Origin of the sequence: Streptomyces luomodiensis, from assembly GCF_031679605.1 — a bacterium.
Lineage (GTDB): Bacteria > Actinomycetota > Actinomycetes > Streptomycetales > Streptomycetaceae > Streptomyces > Streptomyces luomodiensis.
Window position 1 is genome coordinate 3,126,448 of sequence record NZ_CP117522.1, and the last position, 15,955, is coordinate 3,142,402.

Below are 15,955 nucleotides of genomic sequence, written 5' to 3' on the forward strand. Positions count from 1 at the left end.
TTCTCCTTCTGCGGGGTCTGACGGGCTGGTGCCTGACGGGCTGGTTGCCTGACGGGCTGTCGTCCGGCGGTCTGGCGGTGTTACGGGAGGACGACCAGCAGGGCGTAGCGCACCGGTGCGGAGCCCACACAGCGGAACCGCGAGCTTCCCCACAGCCGGAACCGCAGACAGTCCCCCGCCTCGAGCTCGTGCACATGGCCGTTGGCCGTAATCTCCACCGCGCCCTCCAGAACCCAGATGTGCTGCTCGACGCCGGGGACCGGTGGCCCGTCGTAGGCGATGTCCGCGCCCGGACGCAGCGTGCCCTCGATCACCTCACCGCGCAGCCCCGGATGCGGCGGGGACACCGAGCGGCGGGTGAACCCCGATGTCCGGTCCCGCCACATGGACTGCGCGGCGGCGCGCACCACCTGCGGCGGCTCCGACTCCACCTCGGCCAGCAGCCGCGACATCGTGCGCTCGTAGACCGTGCACAACTTGTTGAGCAGGGCGGCGGTGGGGCTGATCTCGCCGCGTTCGAGACGCGACAGCGTCGAGCGGCTGATGCCCGCCCGCCGCGCCAACTCGTCCAGCGACCAGCCCCGTTCCATGCGCAGATCGCCGAGCCGGGCGGCCAGTCGGGCCTCCAGGGGTTCGACGCATTCCAGCTCTCCCATATCCGAGAGGTTATCCCATATCCGGGAAGACTCCCCCGGCTCCAGGGCATGAGAATGGCCGCCGCCCGGAGGGAGAAGCCGGGCGGCGGCCAGGTGGATGGTCGCGGGCGGTCGGATACGTCAGACTCTTCGGATACTTCAGATACTGATGAGACGCTCCAGCACATTGCGGTAACCCCGCATCGCCAGCCGCAGCTCTTCCGTCTCCGAGATGACCGCGTCATCCTCGTGCCAGGCGGCACGCAGCGTGCCGCGGCGTTCGGCCAGGAGGTCGGCGAGCCGGGTGGCCACCTCCTCGAGCAGGGTATCGGCCTCCTCGACCGCGCCGCGCGGGGAGTCCACGAAGCCGCTGATCGCGAACCGCAGCCGCTGGGCCAGCTCGTCGTGCTCGCTCGTCGGCAGCACGGGGAAGCTGGGACCGTTCGGGGTACCCGGCAAACCGGCGGAGGGCTGCTCGGACGGCCAGGACAGCTCGGACGGTGCGGGCGGCGTGGAAGGTGCGGACGGCTGCCATGGCGTCGTGGGCCTGGTCCCGTTTCCGTGCCCGTTTCCGTGCCCGTTTCCGTTTCCGGTTCCGTGTCCGTTTCCGGTTCCGTGTCCGTTCGTCGGCATCGGCGAGGCTGTCTCCGGCATGCCCATCGACGGGGGCGGCGCCTGGCGTCGTCGGCCATGGTTCCCCGTCGGGTCGCCCGTCGGGTCCGACGGGTCGCCGGTCGGGTCCGTCGGGTCCGTCACCACGCGCCGCCCTTCCTCGTGTGGCCGAGCCGGGCGTGGCCCGCCCCCGGCCCCGTCCCGGTGCCCGGCAGCCACCGGTGGAGTCGGCTGTGCTGCCGCCCGCCGTGATACTGCCGCGTGGTCTCGGGGCGGGCGGTGGCGCTGTGGTGCGGGGGCCTGACCAGCGCCTCGAAGAACGGCCGGGCGTGCACCACGGCCTCGCGCAGCTCCTCGGTGTCCGCCTGCCCCTGGCCGGCGCGTACGGCCGCGTCATGGATCTGCCGGTAGCCCTGGACGTGGTCGGCGTGGTGCACGGACAGCGCCGCCACCTGCTCCTCGTAACCGTCCGACGGATAGCCCCGGTCGCGGGCGAGCCGGGCCAGCAGCTGATCGGCGCCGGCCACCGCACGTTCCGGGGACTCGATGAACATCTCCTGCGCACCGGCCCATTCGGCCACGTACCGCTCACGCAGCTCACCGGACAGGGGCTGGGTCCTCACATCGCCGTACATCCGCAGCCGTTCGTCCAGCTCGCGCTGCGCCGCCTTGGCGTCGCCCGCGTGCTGGGCGACGGTGAGTTCGTACTCGGGTCCGAAGCGGCGTCGCAGAGCGCGTTCCCTACGGCTGGCGCCCGCGCGGACGACGCGGATGACGAGCGCGGCCGCGAGGACGACCGCGACGGCAACCACGATGCTGATCGCAGCAGTTGACATGGTCTGCTTCTGCCTTCCCGCTGGCTTCCCCCTCGGCGTTCGGGGGCTCCTTCCATCGGGTAGCCCGGTCTTGGGCCCTCAAACTGCGGTGCGTTCAGGGGAAAAGCGGTGCCAGGATGCCGGACATGACGAGTACGCCCCGCTCCCCCGCCGGTTCGCGCGTCCCGGCCGCCCGCGCCTGGACGGTCGCCGCAGGGCCCGTCGACGACCCCGTCTCGGCCATGCTGCTGCGCGAGTACCTCGTCGATGTCGCCGACCGCTACTACCGGCTCCACGAGGCGCGGGACTCGACCCCCGAGGAGATCGAGCGGGCGCTCGCGGAGATGCCCAGCGACGACCTCGCCCCGCCGCGCGGGGTGTTCCTGCTGGCGCGTCACGCGGGTGAGCTCGCCGGATGTGCGGGACTGCGGCTGCTGGACGCGCGTACGGCAGAGCTGAAGCGGGTGTTCGTACGGCCCGCCAAGCGGGGGCTGGGCGGGGGCGCCGCGCTGCTCACGGCCGTCGAGGCGGTGGCGCGGGAGCTGGGCGCCGAGCGGATCGCGCTCGACACCCGCCTCGATCTGGTGGAGGCCCGTGCGCTGTACGCGCGGCACGGCTACCGGGAGGTCGCGCCGTTCACGCAGGGGCCGTACGCCGAGGTCTGGCTGGCCAAGGAGCTGGGCTGAGACGGTGCGTGGCCCCTGGCCCGCTGAGCCAGGGCAGGTCCCGTGACCCGCCCCGGCCCCCTGGGCCGAGACAGGACCGGTGCCTCCCGAACCGCTGGGCCGAGGCCAAGACTCGACCCGTGCCCCCGGCCCGCAGGACCGAGGCAGGACCCGTGCCCCCGGCCCCCCTGGGCCAAGACACGACCCGTCGGACCCCGGGCCACGAGGTCAGGGTTCTCGCCACCGTGGCGGGCAGCGGTGGTCGGGGAGCGGGGCGGCGCCTCGCGGCTGTTCCGCGTCGGAGCCGCACAGCTCGCGCGTCAGCTCGTCCACCAGCGCGCTCAGGTCGGTCGGGCGGTCGGGTGACCACCAGTCGCCCAGGAGTTCCGCGAGGGACGCCTCGCGCGCCCGGAAGAGCCTCGCGGCGGCCTCACGGCCGTCCTCCGTGAGGGTCAGCTCCAGCCCGTAGCGGCGGCCCAGACCGCGTTCCTCGATCTGCCGGGCCGCCTCGGTGACGACCCGCAGCGGCAGGGGCGTGCGCTCGGCGAGCACCGCGGGTTCGACCGAGCCGTAGTGGTGGATGCGCAGCAGCATCCAGCTCGCGGCCGGTCCGAGGTCGAGCCCGGCGCGTCGGGTGATGTCCGTGTAGATCTCCCGGCGGCCCTCCCGGCTGCCGAGCAGGGACAGCGCGCGGGCGCACTCGTCGCGCGAGGAGCGTTCCACGGGGTTGCTGGCGAGTATCTCGCTGCCGTCCGGCGCGGTGACGCTGCCGCGCAGCGGCTCCTCGCGGAGGTACCAGGCGAGGAGGAAGGCGAGCAGTACGACCGGCACCGCGTACAGGAAGACGTCGGTGATGGAGACGGAGAACGCGTGCCGCACCGCCGCCCGCTCCACCGCCGGCAGCCGGCCGATGGCCCGGGGGTCGGAACTGAGGCCGGCGGGGGTGACGCCGGGGGGCAGGCGACGCCCGGCGACGGCGTCGGCGAGGTGCGGACCGAGGTTGTTGGCGAAGATCGCGCCGAAGACGGAGACGCCGAACGAGGCGCCGATCGAGCGGAAGAAGGTCGCACCCGAGGTGGCGACGCCCAGGTCCCGGTAGCCGACCGAGTTCTGCACGATCAGCACCAGCACCTGGATGACCAGGCCGAGACCGCAGCCGAAGACGAAGAAGTACGCGCTCATCTCCACCACCCCGCTGGACTCCCGCAGCTGGTGCAGGAGCAGCAGGCCGACGGCGGTGATCGCGGTGCCCAGGACCGGGAAGACCTTGTACCGGCCGGTGCGGCTGACCAGCTGGCCGGAGAGGGTGGAGCAGACCAGCGTGCCGAGGACCAGCGGCAGCAGGTGGAGGCCGGACGCGGTCGGTGAGACACCCTGCACGATCTGGAGGAAGGTCGGCAGAAACGTCATGCTGCCGAACATCGCGAAGCCGATGATGAAGCTGATGACCGCGCAGAGCGTGAAGGTGCGGCTGCGGAAGAGCGCCAGTGGCAGCACCGGCTCGGCCGCGCGGGACTCCACTCGTACGAAGGCCGCCAGCAGCACCAGGCCGGCCACCGCGAGCCCGATGATCTGCCAGGACCCCCAGCCGTAGCTGACCCCGCCGAGAGAGGTCATCAGCACCAGGGCGGCGGCGACCAGGGCGATCAGGAAGGTGCCGAGGTAGTCGATGGTGTGCGGGGTGCGGCGCACCGGGATGTGCAGCACGGAGGCGACGACGAGAAGGGCGACGATGCCGACGGGCAGGTTGACGTAGAAGACCCAGCGCCAGCTGAGACGGTCGACGAACACCCCGCCCAGCAGCGGCCCCAGCACACTGGTGGCGCTGAAGACGGCGCCGAAGAGCCCCTGGTAGCGGCCTCGGTCACGGGGCGGGACGATATCGCCGACGATGGCCATCGACAGCACCATGAGGCCACCGCCGCCCAGCCCCTGGAGCGCTCGGAAGGCGATGAGTTCGGCCATGTTCTGGGCGACGCCGCACAGCACGGAGCCGATCAGAAAGATGACGATCGCGGCCTGGAAGAGCTTCTTGCGTCCGTACTGGTCGCCCAGCTTGCCCCACAGCGGGGTGGCGGCGGTCGAGGCGAGGAGATACGCGGTGACGACCCAGGACAGATGCTCCAGGCCGCCGAGGTCGCTGACGATCGTGGGCAGCGCGGTGGAGACGATCGTCTGATCGAGCGCGGCGAGCAGCATGCCGAGCAGCAGCGCGCCGATGGCCACCAGAACCGTGCGCCGCGACCGGCCCTCACCCGGGCCGGGGGCCACGGCGCCGGAGGCTCCCGGGGCCGGAGCCGGGCTGCCGGCGTCCCACGCCATGGCGACTCCTCGACCGCTCGATCCGCCATCCCCCTTCGTCCTCACCCCATCCTCACCCCATCCCCGCCCTTATGCCCTGTTACGGACCGCCGGGTCCGTCCACGCAGCGGGCGAACGCCTGCGCGGAAGGGGATCGGATGCGCATAATCGCTGCGACTCCAGGGAGGGAAGGTTCCGTGACGGCAGAGTCCTGCCCGCACTGCTTCGCACCGGCGCGCGCCAACGGCCGCCCCGGCTGTACGTGTGCCGCACGCGCCGCCGCGTCCGCCGCGTCCGCCGCGACGGCAGGCGAGACCGATGACCAGACCCATCTGCGTCCGTATGTGACGCTCTCGGAGGAGAGCGCGGGCGGGCCGGATCCACGTGATCTGCGGCTGTTCGACGCGCCGCAGAAGCCGGAGAAGCCGGGGACGTCGGAGAGGTCGGGGAAGGGGGACGCCGAGGAGACGCGGGTGCTGGACCGCGTCGAGGAGAGACGCGGCGGGGGCGAGGCGGCACTGTCCGACGCGGCACAGTCCGATGCGGCGCCGTCCGACGCGGCGGGCAGTGCCGCCCCCGAGGCCGACGAGTACGACGCCCCCGGCCCCGGCCCCATCCGCCACCGCAGGAGCAGGCGCAAGGCCGTGGCGACCGTGCTCGCGGGGGCGGCCGCCGTGGCGGTGGCCGGTTCGCTGGCGATCGGCACCGGCTTACTCGGCGGGGACCACCAGGACGCCGGCGGCGGCTCGGACGACCGCGCGCTGGCCGACATCCGCACCAGCGCCCCGGCCGACGACACTCCGGCCGACGAGGAGAGCGCGTCCGGCACCCCCTCGCCGAGCGCGACGGCCCACCCCTCCGCGTCCGGCTCCGCGCGGGCGAGCGCGACCCCGAGCGAGACCGCCGCACCGGCCACCGCCCGCCCCTCGGCATCGGCCTCCGCGACCCGCTCGACGGACCAGCCCGAGCCGACCGCCTCCGGCGAGCCGACGGCCGACCCGTCCGATACCCCCGGGCCCACCGGTCCGCCGGTGCTGAGCGAGGGGGACAGCGGGGCCGAGGTGGTCGAGCTACAGAAGCGGCTGGCCCAGCTGCTGCTCTACATAGGCGTGGCGGACGGGGAGTACGACGCCGGGGTGCGCAACGCGGTCTCCAGCTACCAGGGCCAGCACGACATCACGGGCGATCCGGACGGCGTCTACGGCGAGAACACCCGCCACGACCTCGAATCCAGAACCGACGAGCCCTAGTAGACCTGCCCTGGGCCAGGCCGCCCTCCGGCGCGGAATCGAACCCTGAGGGCCCACCCCCCTGGCGCAGCACGGTCGCGCTTTGTATCGTGGAGGAACAAAGTGGCTCCGCCCGCTCTCCCTGACCGGCGGGCGGGGCCGCTTGTCTCTTTCCGCGCTCCCGCCCAGGAGTCTCGATGTCCCTCACCGCCCGCGCACTGCTCCTCGACATGGACGGCACCCTGGTCAACTCCGACGCCGTGGTCGAGCGCTGCTGGCGGCGGTGGGCGGCGGAGCAGGGACTGGACGCCGAGCGCGTACTCGGGATCGTCCACGGGCGGCAGGGCCACGCGACGATGGCGGTGCTCCTGCCCGACCGTCCGGTCGAGCGGAACCTGGCGGACAACCAGCGGATGCTGGAGTGGGAGACCAACGATCTCGACGGCGTCGTGCCGGTGCCCGGCGCGCCCGCCTTCTTGGCCTCGCTGGCCGGTCTTCCGCACGCCCTGGTGACCTCCGCCGACAAGGCGCTCGCCACCGCCCGGATGGGCGCCGCCGAACTGCCGATGCCGCGGGTGCGGATCACCGCCGAGTGCGTCGGCGCGAGCAAGCCGGACCCGGAGGGCTTCCTCAAGGGCGCCGCCGAGCTGGGCTTCGCCCCCGCCGACTGTGTGGTCTTCGAGGACTCGGAGGTCGGCATCGCGGCGGGCCGGGCGGCCGGGATGCGAGTGGTCGGAGTGGGGGCGCGCGCCGCGGCGCACGCCCCGGACGCCCATGTGCGGGACCTGGAGCAGGTACGGGTCGAGCCGCTGCCCGACGGCACCCTGCGGCTGAACTTCACGGCCTGAGCCCCGCCACCACGCGCCGCGCCCCACGCAGGACCGACCACCGCAACCCAGGTCTGAGCACCGCGCCCCAGAGCCGAGCGCCACGCCCCGGGACTGATAGCGCGCTCCCGAGCAACCGATCCCACGCCCCCGAGCCGAGCACCGCGCCCAGGACTGAGCGCCACAGCCCAGGACCGACCCGGCACCCCAGGGCCGAGCACCACGCCCCCAGGACCACGCCCCCAGGACCGACCCCACGGCCAGGACCGAGCGCCGCAACCCAGGGCTGGCGCCACGACCCGCCCCCAGCCGCAGCCCCACTCCCCACCCGGGGCGCGGGTAGGGGCGCGACGATGTCTGGGGCCGCAGCCCAGGTGGGCCCACGGCGACGAGTGGGGCGGCGGCCCGAGCAAGGCCGCAGCCCAGGCAGGGGCGCAGCCCGAGTGGGACCGCAGCCCGGATGGAGCGCGGCCCCGGGAGGGGCCACAACCCGGGTGGGCCCACGGCGAGGAGTGGGGCCGCAGCCCGAGTGGGGGCGCAGCCCAGGCAGGGCCGCAGCCCGAGCAGAGCCGCAGCCCGAGCGGGGGCGCAGCCCAGGCAGGGCCGCAGCCCGAGCAGAGCCGCAGCCCGAGCAGGGCCGCAGCCCGAGCGGGGCGCGGCCAGGGTGGGGCCGCAAACCAGGAGGGGCCGCAACCCGGGTCGGGCACAACCCGGGAGGGGCCGCAGCCCAGGTGGGCCCACGGCGAGGAGTGGGGCCGCAGCCCGGGTGTGGCGCGGCCAGGAGTGGGGCCGCAGCCCGGGTGGGCCCACGCGAGGAGTGGGCCCACGGCGAGGAGTGGGGCGGCGGCCCGAGTGGGGCGCAGCCCGGATGCGGCGCGGCCAAGGTGGGGCCGCAACCCAGGAGGGGCCGCAACCCCCGGGTGGGGCACAACCCGGGAGGGACCGCAGCCCAGGTGGGCCCACGGCGAGGAGTGGGGCCGCAGCCCAGGCAGGGCCGCAGCCCGAGCGGGGGCGCAGCCCGAGCGGGGCGCGGCCAGGGTGGGGCCGCTCAGCTCGTGATGGCCTCGTACAGGCTGAACCCGCCCAGCGCCAGCATCACCAGCGCCGCGACCTTGGTGATCAGCCGCAGTGGTACGAACCGCATGAGGGTGCGGCCGCCCACGATGCCCAGCCCCGCGACGGCCCACAGCGCCAGCACCGCGCCCACGCCCACCGACAGCGGGTCGTCGTAGCGGGCGGCGAGGTTCGCGGTCATGATCTGGGTCAGATCTCCGAACTCGGCGACCAGGATCAGCATGAAGCCCGCCCCGGAGACCTTCCAGAAGCTCTGGTCGGCGGGTTTGCGGATCTCCTCCTCCTCGTCGTCCTTCTTCAGGAGCAGCATCGCCGCTCCGCCGAGGAAGAGCACGCCCACGATCGCCTGGAGCAGCCGGTGCGGCAGCAGGGTGAGCACGCTGCCCGCCGCGATCGCGAGCAGCACGTGGAGGGCGAAGGCCGCGGCCACGCCGACGAAGACGTACGACGCCCGGTAGCGGGTGCCGAGCATCAGCCCGGCCAGGGCGGTCTTGTCGGGAAGTTCGGCGAGGAAGACGACGCCGAAGACCACGGCGGCGACGGTGATGCTGAACACGGGACGGATTACCTCATAGGTCGGGCCGCGCCAAGGGCCCCGGGGAGGGATCGCTTCGGCACGGCAGCGTCGGACACTGCGGCCGAAGGTCTCGCTGGCGCACGGCCCCGCGCTCCGCGGTGGTTCCGTACGCTCCGGGCGCCGGCCCGCACCTCGATGGGCGGGCAGTATGTCGACGGTCCGGCGAGGAGCTACTCCCCTTCTGCTGCCGACAAGGATACGGGAACCCTCCGGTGCAGCCGCCCCGCGGCCACCAGCTCCAGCACCACCGCGACCGCCACCGCCTGCACCGCCATCAGCGCGACCAGGACGAACAGCTGCACCGCGCCCGCCAGTACGGGCGAGGCGCCGCCCAGCAGCATGCCGACGAACGCGCCGGGAAGTGTGACAAGTCCCACAGTCCGGGTCTGGTCGAGCCCCGGCAGCAGTGCGTCCGAGGCCGCCGGGCGGGCGATCTCCAGCCGGGCGTCCCGGTCCAAGAGCCCGAGCGCGAGCCCCGCCTCCACCTCACCGTGGCGCGCGGTCAGCTCGTCCAGCGCCCGCCGTCCGCCGAGCACGGTGGCGGTGAGCGCGCCCCCGATGAGGATGCCGGTGACGGGGATCAGCGCGACGCCCTTGAGCGGCACCAGCCCGGTCAGCAGCAAGGTGGCCACCACCGGCGCCACCCCGGCGGCGATCGGCACCGCCGCCCACCACCAGGTGGCGTTAGGCGTGATCCGGCGGCCCGCGGTCCGTACGGCGACGGCGAACATCAGGGCCACGAAGGCCAGCAGCAGCGGTACGGACCGGACCACCCAGCCGATGGCGTAGGAGACGGCGGCCAGTTGGGCGGCCGCCCGCGCGCCGGCGAGCGCCATGGCGCGCGCGTACCCGCGCTCACGGCTGTCCGCGAGCCGCGCTCGAGCGGCGACGGTGACGGCGGCCAGCAGCAGCGCGCCGAGCACCACCCCGAGTGTGACGTTGACCGGCAGCAATGCCGCGGCCGCGAGGGAGGGGGCGCTGAGCACACGGCCACCTTACGGCGCGCGACGGCGGCGCCGGATCGCTCACGCGGCATCAACCGCCTCTCGACCCCCTTGCGTTGACATGACCGCGTCGTCACTCTGTTACCTGGCGCCCACCCCGTGGAAACCCGGCGTCGCCACCATGGCCGGGCACCAGCGGCCAACACCCCCCACCCTCAAGGGAGTTCGCATGTCGGACATGCACCGTCGTTCTACCCGTCGTCGCGTCTACGCGCGTCGCGCGTCCGTCTTCGGCGGGTTCGCCGCCCTGCTGGGCACGCTCGTCCTCAACGGGCCCGCCGCCCAGGCTTCCCCGCCCACCCCGCCCAGCGCCGCCACCGCCCGCACCCAGCTGGCCTCGCTGACCGTCAAGGCCGAGGGCTCGTCCGACGGTTACAGCCGCGACAAGTTCCCGCACTGGATCACCCAGAGCGGTTCCTGCAACACCCGTGAGGAAGTCCTCAAGCGCGACGGCGAGAACGTCCGGACCGACTCCAGCTGCGCGGCCACCAGCGGCACCTGGTACTCCGAGTACGACGGCGAGACCTGGTCCGCCTCCTCCGACGTGGACATCGACCACGTCGTGCCGCTCTCCGAGGCGTGGAAGTCCGGCGCGAGCAGCTGGACCACCGCCCAGCGCCAGGCGTTCGCCAACGACCTGACCCACTCCCAGCTCATCGCCGTGACGGACAACGTCAACCAGTCCAAGGGCGACCAGGACCCCGCCGAGTGGCTGCCGCCCCGGACCGCGTACCACTGCGTGTACGCCCGGATGTGGGTCTCGGTGAAGTACACCTACAAGCTCAACCTCGACTCGGCCGAGAAGTCGGCGCTCAGCGACATCCTCAACGGCTGCTGACCGGCTCCCACGGCTGCTGACCGGCTCCACCGCCGGGTGGAACCCCGCACCCTCCTCCGTCGTTCCGTACCGTACGCATGAACCGAGCACATCAGCGAACGACGGAGGAGGGCCGCATGGCCGGGCTGCGCCTGGGACCACTGCTGCGCCATGTCGACTGGGAGACCGGAACCGGCGCGACCGTCTGGGTCGAGGCCGACCGGCCCTGTGAGGCCGAGGTGCGGTGCGCCGACGGCGCCGGCGGCACGGCCCGCACCTGGCAGATCGCCGGCCACCACTACGCCGTGATCCCGGTCACCGGACTGCGGCCTGGCGGGGAGACCGTCTACCGGGTGCTGCTCGACGGTGAGCAGGTCTGGCCGCTGCCCGGCTCCCCCTTCCCCGACAGCACCATCCGCACCCCCGAGCCGGGGGCGGACGCCGCGCCGGTACGCGTGGCGTTCGGCTCCTGCCGGTGGGCCGCGCCGCCCTCCGACGCCTCGCACGACCCCGTGGGGCCCGACGCGCTCGACACCCTCGCACAGACCCTGGCCCGCGCCCCGCAGCGCCCGCGCCCCGATGTGCTGATCCTGCTGGGCGACCAGGTGTACGCGGACGAGACCTCCGCCGAGACCCGCCGCTGGCTCGCCACCCGCCGCGATCTGAGCGAACCGCCGGGCGAACAGGTCGCGGACTACGAGGAGTACACCCGGCTGTACTACGAGTCCTGGCTGGACCCCGAGGTGCGCTGGCTGCTCTCCACCGTGCCCAGCTGCATGATCTTCGACGACCACGACGTCATCGACGACTGGAACACCAGCGAGGCGTGGCAGCGCCGGATGCGCGCGACCCCGTGGTGGCGGGAGCGGATACTGAGCGGGCTGATGTCCTACTGGGTCCATCAGCACCTGGGCAACCTCTCCCCCGCCGAACTGGCCGCCGACCCGCTCTACGCACAGGTGCGCGCGGCGGCCGACGGCACCGAGGCGCTGCGGGAGTTCGCCGCCCGCTCCGACGCCGATCCGGCGTACACCCGCTGGAGCTACCGCCGCGACTTCGGGCGGACCCGGCTGCTGATGGTGGACACCCGCGCGGCGCGGGTGCTGGACGAGGGCCGGCGGGCGATGCTGCACGACAAGGAGCTCGCCTGGGTGCGCGAGCAGGCCCTGGCCGGCGTGGACGGCGCCCCGGACACCCAGCGGCCCGGGACCTCGGCCACGACGGGCCCGGAAGCATCGGCCACGGCGGGCCCGGGGGCCTCGGGCGGCTATGACCATCTGCTGCTCGGCACCTCGCTGCCCTGGCTGCTGCCGTATTTCGTGCATGACGTGGAGACGTGGAACGCCTCGGTGTGCGGCGGCAGACGCGGTGCCCGCTGGGCGCGGATCGCCGAGAACCTGCGGCAGCGCGGCGACTTGGAGCACTGGGCCGCGTTCCCCGAGTCCTTCGACGCGCTCACCGACACCATCGCCGAGGTGGGCGGCGCGGCCGGGGCGCCCGCCACGATCAGCGTGCTCTCGGGTGATGTGCACCACGCCTATGTGGCCGCCCCGGACTGGTCGCGGTGCTCGTCGCGGCCACCGCGGAGCCAGGTGCGGCAGTTGACCTGCTCTCCGGTCCACAACAGCATCCACGCGTCGATCCGGCTCGGCTTCCGCTTCGGCTGGAGCAGGGCGGGCCGCGCCCTGGGCCGGCTCTTCCGGCGCCATGGGCGGGTGGCGCGCTCCGGTCTGCGCTGGCGCAAGACGGGCGGACCGTGGTTCGGCAACCAGCTGATGACGCTGACCCTCCGGGGCCGTACCGCCCATCTGCGGCTGGACCAGGCCCAGTCGGACCCGTCGGGTGCCGGGGCCCGGCTGGTGACGGCGCTGGAGGCGGAGTGGGCGGGGTGATCACCCCTGATCATCCCTGATCCCCTTGATCACCCTCGCCCCGTTCACCCCGGCGCGCTTCAGGCGTCACTTTTTGGCCACCGGGCACGGCGGCCCCGACGAGGCCGCCGTGCTCGCGGAGTACGGCGTTCCGGTGGCGCGGCGCCGACCCCGGACACGGTGTTCCGGCCTTCCGCGGACGCCGTTTCACAGGATGTGCGCGACCGGGCGGCCATTCCGTCACCCTCTGCGACACGGAGCGGTACCACGGCCGGCGCCGCCCGTGGTGCCCCCTGGGGAGTCCTGACAGAAAGGTGCCCCGATGTGCGCGGTGGGGCTCTGAGGAGCGGGTTTCGGGCGTGAGGGGAGGGGTCAGCGGCACTCACCATTGGCAGGAACTTGAACTTGCAACAAAATATGAGGCGACCCTAACCTGGGCGGGCCGTTGTTTCCCGTCCCCGGAACAAGGAGCTTCTCCTCTCATGTCTTCATCCCCCACACCACGCAATCTCGGTGAGACGCTCGACAGCACCAAACCGTACGTTTTGTCGCTTTTCCGCATCGTCGTCGGACTGCTGTTCTTCTGCCACGGCGCCGCCTCGCTGTTCGGCTGGTTCGGCGGCATGGGCGGCACCGGAGCCACCGTCGAGGCCGGCACCTGGCCGGGCTGGTACGCGGCGGTGATCCAGCTCGTCGGCGGTGCCCTCGTGCTGCTCGGCGTCGGCAGCCGCAGCGCGGCGTTCATCTCCTCGGGCTCGATGGCCTACGCGTACTTCCACGAGCACCAGCCGGAGAAGCTGTGGCCCATTCAGAACGGCGGTGAGGCCGCCGCGATGTTCTGCTGGGCCCTGCTGCTGATCGTCTTCACCGGACCCGGCCCCTGGGCCCTGGACCGGTTCTTCGGCTCGGCCCGTACGAGCGAGCCGGCGCCGGAGACGCGGCGTCAGCCGACCGCGGTCCGATAGACATCAGCCGCACTCAGCACACAGCACACTCAGCACCCATCAGCGCATAGCCGCACGGACGCTCCATCACGCATCACGTCATGCGGGGCCGAGCGCCCCGCATGACGTTATTTCGAACGCCATCGTTACCCCCTTACCGTTATCCTCAACAGTCACAGGCGTACGCTGTATGGCTGTACAGGCTGGCGCCTGCCGCTTCCCGGCGACATGCGCAGCGGGGGGAACGGGATCGGGAGAAGAACGTTGTTGGAACATTTGGGGTCGCTGACCAACACCCCATGGATCTACGCGGTCATCGCGGCGTCCGTCCTGCTCGACGTCTTCCTGCCCGTTCTGCCCAGCGGCGTCCTGGTCATCACCGCCGCCACCGCGGCCGCCGGCACCACCGTCGACCCCGTCGGTGTGGTGCGCCAGGCCGACGCGGCCGACTTCCCCGCCATGTTCGGGCTGATGCTGTGCGCCGCGACCGCCTCCGTCCTCGGGGACATGGTCGCCTACCGGCTGGCCTGGCGCGGCAGCGACCGGCTCGACCGCGCGATCGCCCGCTCCCGCCGGCTCACCTCCGCCCAGGAGAAGTTGGGCACCGCGCTGGTGCGCGGCGGCGGTCCGCTCGTGGTGATAGCCCGCTTCGCGCCCGCGGGACGCTCGGTCGTCAGCCTGAGCGCGGGCGCGGCCCACCGGAGGGTGAAGGAATTCCTGCCGTGGTCCGTGGTGGCCGGGCTCGCCTGGGCGGCGTACAGCGTGGCCCTCGGCTATGTCGGCGGCCAGTGGCTCGGCGCGTCCTGGCTCGGCACTGCGGTCTCGGTGCTCGCCCTGTTCGCGGCGGGCGCGGGCGCGGCGTATGTGATGAAGCGGCCCGGTGAGGAGGAGACCGGCCCGCTGGCCGCGGCCCCCGCCGGACAGCCGGTCCCCCCGGTCCATCAGGCGTCGTAGCTCCGTGTCGGCAGCCGATTACGGATCGGCCCACGAGACCGGCTACGGTCCCTGCATGCGTAACCCCTCCGTGCCGGTTCCGGCATGCTGACCCGTGCCGCCGGGCTGGTCGCGGCGTTCATCGCCGGCCTCGCGCTGGTTGTCGCCGCGGTCCTCGTCGTACGGCATCTCACCGCACCCTCGAAGCCCGAGCTGCCGGTGATCCCCGAGAGCCGGCGCCCCGCCCTGGAGGCGGCGGCCCGCGTCTGTGCCCCGCTCAGCGTTCCGCTGCTGGCCGCCCAGATCGACGCGGAGAGCGGCTGGCGCCCGCGCGCGGACTCCGGACATGCCCAGGGCATCTCGCAGTTCGCGCCGGTCACCTGGAAGGAGTGGGGCCAGGACGGCGACGGCGACGGCAAGGCCGACGTCTGGGAGCCCCGCGACGCCATCCCCTCCCAGGCCCGCTACATGTGCCATCTGTACGACGTGGTCAAGGCGGTCCCGGGCAGCGAGACCAGCGTCGGGGCGACCCGGCTCGCGCTCGCGGCGTACAACGCCGGGCCGAACGCGGTGCTCCGGGCGCGCGGCATCCCGGAGATCCTCGAAACCGAGGAATATGTCGACAAGATCATGAAGGATCTGCTGCCCAAGTACCGGAAGAGCGAGGAGAAGTACCGGACGAGCGAGGCGAAGCGCACCGGCCGCGCCTCCGCCTCGCCGTCCGTCCCGTCCTCCGCCTCGCCCTCCACGGATCCGTCCGCGCCCGCCTCCGGCGACTCACCGGCGGCTACGCGTCAGCCGTGATGAAGTCCTCCACGGCCCGTACGAGTTCCAGCGGTGCCTCGTCGGCGGGGTAGTGCCCGGCGTACGGCAGCTCCAGCAGCTCGGCGTTGACGTACCAGCGCAGCCAGGTCCGCCGCATCAGCTCCGCCGTGAGCGCCGGGTCATGGGCGCCGACCACGACCCGGACCGGCACCTGGGCGCCCGTTATGTCCTCGTGGAAGTCCTCCAGCGCCCAGGAGTCCAGCCAGGCGCGGAGCGCCTTGGGGTCGCTGTGCTCCAGCGAGTGCCGCACCATCAGGTCCAGCCAGGCGGCCGGGTGGCGGCCGCCGGTGGTGAGGTCGATGATCGTCCGCCGGTTCTCCGGGCGGTCGGCGGCCGCCGCGAACAACTGCCACTGCTCGCCCTCCATCGGCATCCCGCTGGCCGGCACCGGCGCGACCCCGACCAGCCGGCGGACCCGCTCCGGGGCGGCCGCCACGACGCGCTGGACGACGGCCCCGCCCATCGAGTGGCCGACGAGCGAGAACCGCTCCCAGCCGAGGTGATCGGCGAGCGCGAGCAGATCGCCCCCGGCCTCGCCGGTGGTGTACGCGCCGGGGACATCGCGCGCCTCGCCGTAGCCGCGCAGATCGGGAAGTACATAGGTGAACGCGCGCCGGTCGATGTGCGGCAGCATCGCGGCGTACGCGGCGCGGTCCGCGAACCAGCCGTGCACCGCCATCACATGGTGCGGCCCTTCGCCGACGGTCTCATACGGTGGAACGAGGGGTGGAACGATGGGTCCCATGGCACCTCCGGTCCCAGTCGAGTACGGGCGCGCGGCGCGTGCCCGTGGGGGACAACGGTGACGGCTCCGGCGGAGGCTGGG

15 protein-coding genes are annotated in these 15,955 nt (G+C 73.0%); 8 read left to right on the forward strand and 7 right to left on the reverse strand.

All coding sequences use genetic code 11. The features are described 5' to 3' along the window. Window positions 1–80: 80 nt before the first annotated feature. The 3 genes from PS467_RS13445 to PS467_RS13455 all read right to left on the reverse strand — a co-directional run bounded on the left by PS467_RS13445 (window position 81) and on the right by PS467_RS13455 (window position 2,083). On the reverse strand, window positions 81–656 hold the full coding sequence (locus PS467_RS13445; protein WP_311035474.1) for a helix-turn-helix domain-containing protein: 576 nt from the start codon (window positions 654–656) through the stop codon (window positions 81–83). Between the two features lie 138 nt (window positions 657–794). Then, entirely contained in the window at window positions 795–1,061 is a 267-nt protein-coding gene (locus PS467_RS13450; RefSeq protein ID WP_311035475.1) for a hypothetical protein, read from the reverse strand. A gap of 326 nt (window positions 1,062–1,387) precedes the next feature. After that, window positions 1,388–2,083, reverse strand: coding sequence for a hypothetical protein (locus PS467_RS13455; RefSeq protein ID WP_311035476.1), 696 nt, complete (start codon window positions 2,081–2,083; stop codon window positions 1,388–1,390). A 125-nt stretch (window positions 2,084–2,208) separates the two neighbouring features. On the opposite strand from PS467_RS13455, the gene PS467_RS13460 reads away from it, so the two are divergent. Then, a complete protein-coding gene (locus PS467_RS13460) occupies window positions 2,209–2,748 on the forward strand; it encodes a GNAT family N-acetyltransferase (protein WP_311035477.1) in 540 nt (179 codons plus the stop codon). 207 nt (window positions 2,749–2,955) lie between these two features. Here PS467_RS13460 and PS467_RS13465 read toward each other — a convergent pair whose 3' ends face one another. Further along, a complete protein-coding gene (locus PS467_RS13465; protein ID WP_311035478.1) occupies window positions 2,956–5,049 on the reverse strand; it encodes an MFS transporter in 2,094 nt (697 codons plus the stop codon). Between the two features lie 176 nt (window positions 5,050–5,225). On the opposite strand from PS467_RS13465, the gene PS467_RS13470 reads away from it, so the two are divergent. After that, entirely contained in the window at window positions 5,226–6,278 is a 1,053-nt protein-coding gene (locus tag PS467_RS13470; protein ID WP_311035479.1) for a peptidoglycan-binding domain-containing protein, read from the forward strand. A gap of 176 nt (window positions 6,279–6,454) precedes the next feature. Next, window positions 6,455–7,105 carry an HAD-IA family hydrolase gene (locus tag PS467_RS13475; protein WP_311035480.1) on the forward strand — a complete coding sequence of 217 codons (651 nt, stop codon included), beginning with the start codon at window positions 6,455–6,457 and terminating at the stop codon, window positions 7,103–7,105. Window positions 7,106–8,132: 1,027 nt separating this feature from the next. Here the strand turns inward: PS467_RS13475 and PS467_RS13480 are convergent. Together PS467_RS13480 and PS467_RS13485 are read right to left on the reverse strand one after the other, a co-directional pair. Further along, on the reverse strand, window positions 8,133–8,714 hold the full coding sequence (locus tag PS467_RS13480) for a TMEM165/GDT1 family protein (protein WP_268971741.1): 582 nt from the start codon (window positions 8,712–8,714) through the stop codon (window positions 8,133–8,135). 191 nt (window positions 8,715–8,905) lie between these two features. Further along, complete coding sequence (locus PS467_RS13485) at window positions 8,906–9,721, reverse strand: ABC transporter permease (RefSeq protein ID WP_311035481.1); 816 nt, start codon at window positions 9,719–9,721, stop codon at window positions 8,906–8,908. A 187-nt stretch (window positions 9,722–9,908) separates the two neighbouring features. Here PS467_RS13485 and PS467_RS13490 point away from each other — a divergent pair, with 187 nt between their 5' ends. From PS467_RS13490 to PS467_RS13510, 5 genes are all read left to right on the forward strand, one after another. Continuing rightward, window positions 9,909–10,577 carry an HNH endonuclease family protein gene (locus tag PS467_RS13490; protein WP_311035482.1) on the forward strand — a complete coding sequence of 223 codons (669 nt, stop codon included), beginning with the start codon at window positions 9,909–9,911 and terminating at the stop codon, window positions 10,575–10,577. A 116-nt stretch (window positions 10,578–10,693) separates the two neighbouring features. After that, window positions 10,694–12,448: an alkaline phosphatase D family protein gene (locus tag PS467_RS13495; protein WP_311035483.1), complete on the forward strand. Its 1,755-nt coding sequence runs from the start codon at window positions 10,694–10,696 to the stop codon at window positions 12,446–12,448. Between the two features lie 461 nt (window positions 12,449–12,909). Further along, entirely contained in the window at window positions 12,910–13,392 is a 483-nt protein-coding gene (locus tag PS467_RS13500; protein ID WP_311035484.1) for a DoxX family protein, read from the forward strand. Window positions 13,393–13,635: 243 nt separating this feature from the next. Then, complete coding sequence (locus PS467_RS13505; protein ID WP_311035485.1) at window positions 13,636–14,325, forward strand: DedA family protein; 690 nt, start codon at window positions 13,636–13,638, stop codon at window positions 14,323–14,325. 84 nt (window positions 14,326–14,409) lie between these two features. After that, the gene (locus tag PS467_RS13510; protein WP_311035486.1) at window positions 14,410–15,108 is read left to right on the forward strand and encodes a lytic transglycosylase domain-containing protein; all 699 of its coding nucleotides are present in this window, start codon (window positions 14,410–14,412) and stop codon (window positions 15,106–15,108) included. Here PS467_RS13510 and PS467_RS13515 read toward each other — a convergent pair. Next, window positions 15,092–15,874: an alpha/beta fold hydrolase gene (locus tag PS467_RS13515; protein WP_268971748.1), complete on the reverse strand. Its 783-nt coding sequence runs from the start codon at window positions 15,872–15,874 to the stop codon at window positions 15,092–15,094. The two genes, PS467_RS13510 and PS467_RS13515, sit on opposite strands and share 17 nt — an antisense overlap. Window positions 15,875–15,955: the final 81 nt, after the last annotated feature.

Coding starts and splice junctions, on each gene's coding strand:
- PS467_RS13515 (WP_268971748.1), bottom strand. CDS start 15,874: ATGGGACCCATCGTTCCACCCCTCGTTCCACCGTATGAGACCGTCGGC.
- PS467_RS13455 (WP_311035476.1), bottom strand. CDS start 2,083: ATGTCAACTGCTGCGATCAGCATCGTGGTTGCCGTCGCGGTCGTCCTC.
- PS467_RS13475 (WP_311035480.1), top strand. CDS start 6,455: ATGTCCCTCACCGCCCGCGCACTGCTCCTCGACATGGACGGCACCCTG.
- PS467_RS13460 (WP_311035477.1), top strand. CDS start 2,209: ATGACGAGTACGCCCCGCTCCCCCGCCGGTTCGCGCGTCCCGGCCGCC.
- PS467_RS13490 (WP_311035482.1), top strand. CDS start 9,909: ATGTCGGACATGCACCGTCGTTCTACCCGTCGTCGCGTCTACGCGCGT.
- PS467_RS13500 (WP_311035484.1), top strand. CDS start 12,910: ATGTCTTCATCCCCCACACCACGCAATCTCGGTGAGACGCTCGACAGC.
- PS467_RS13510 (WP_311035486.1), top strand. CDS start 14,410: ATGCTGACCCGTGCCGCCGGGCTGGTCGCGGCGTTCATCGCCGGCCTC.
- PS467_RS13495 (WP_311035483.1), top strand. CDS start 10,694: ATGGCCGGGCTGCGCCTGGGACCACTGCTGCGCCATGTCGACTGGGAG.
- PS467_RS13465 (WP_311035478.1), bottom strand. CDS start 5,049: ATGGCGTGGGACGCCGGCAGCCCGGCTCCGGCCCCGGGAGCCTCCGGC.
- PS467_RS13445 (WP_311035474.1), bottom strand. CDS start 656: ATGGGAGAGCTGGAATGCGTCGAACCCCTGGAGGCCCGACTGGCCGCC.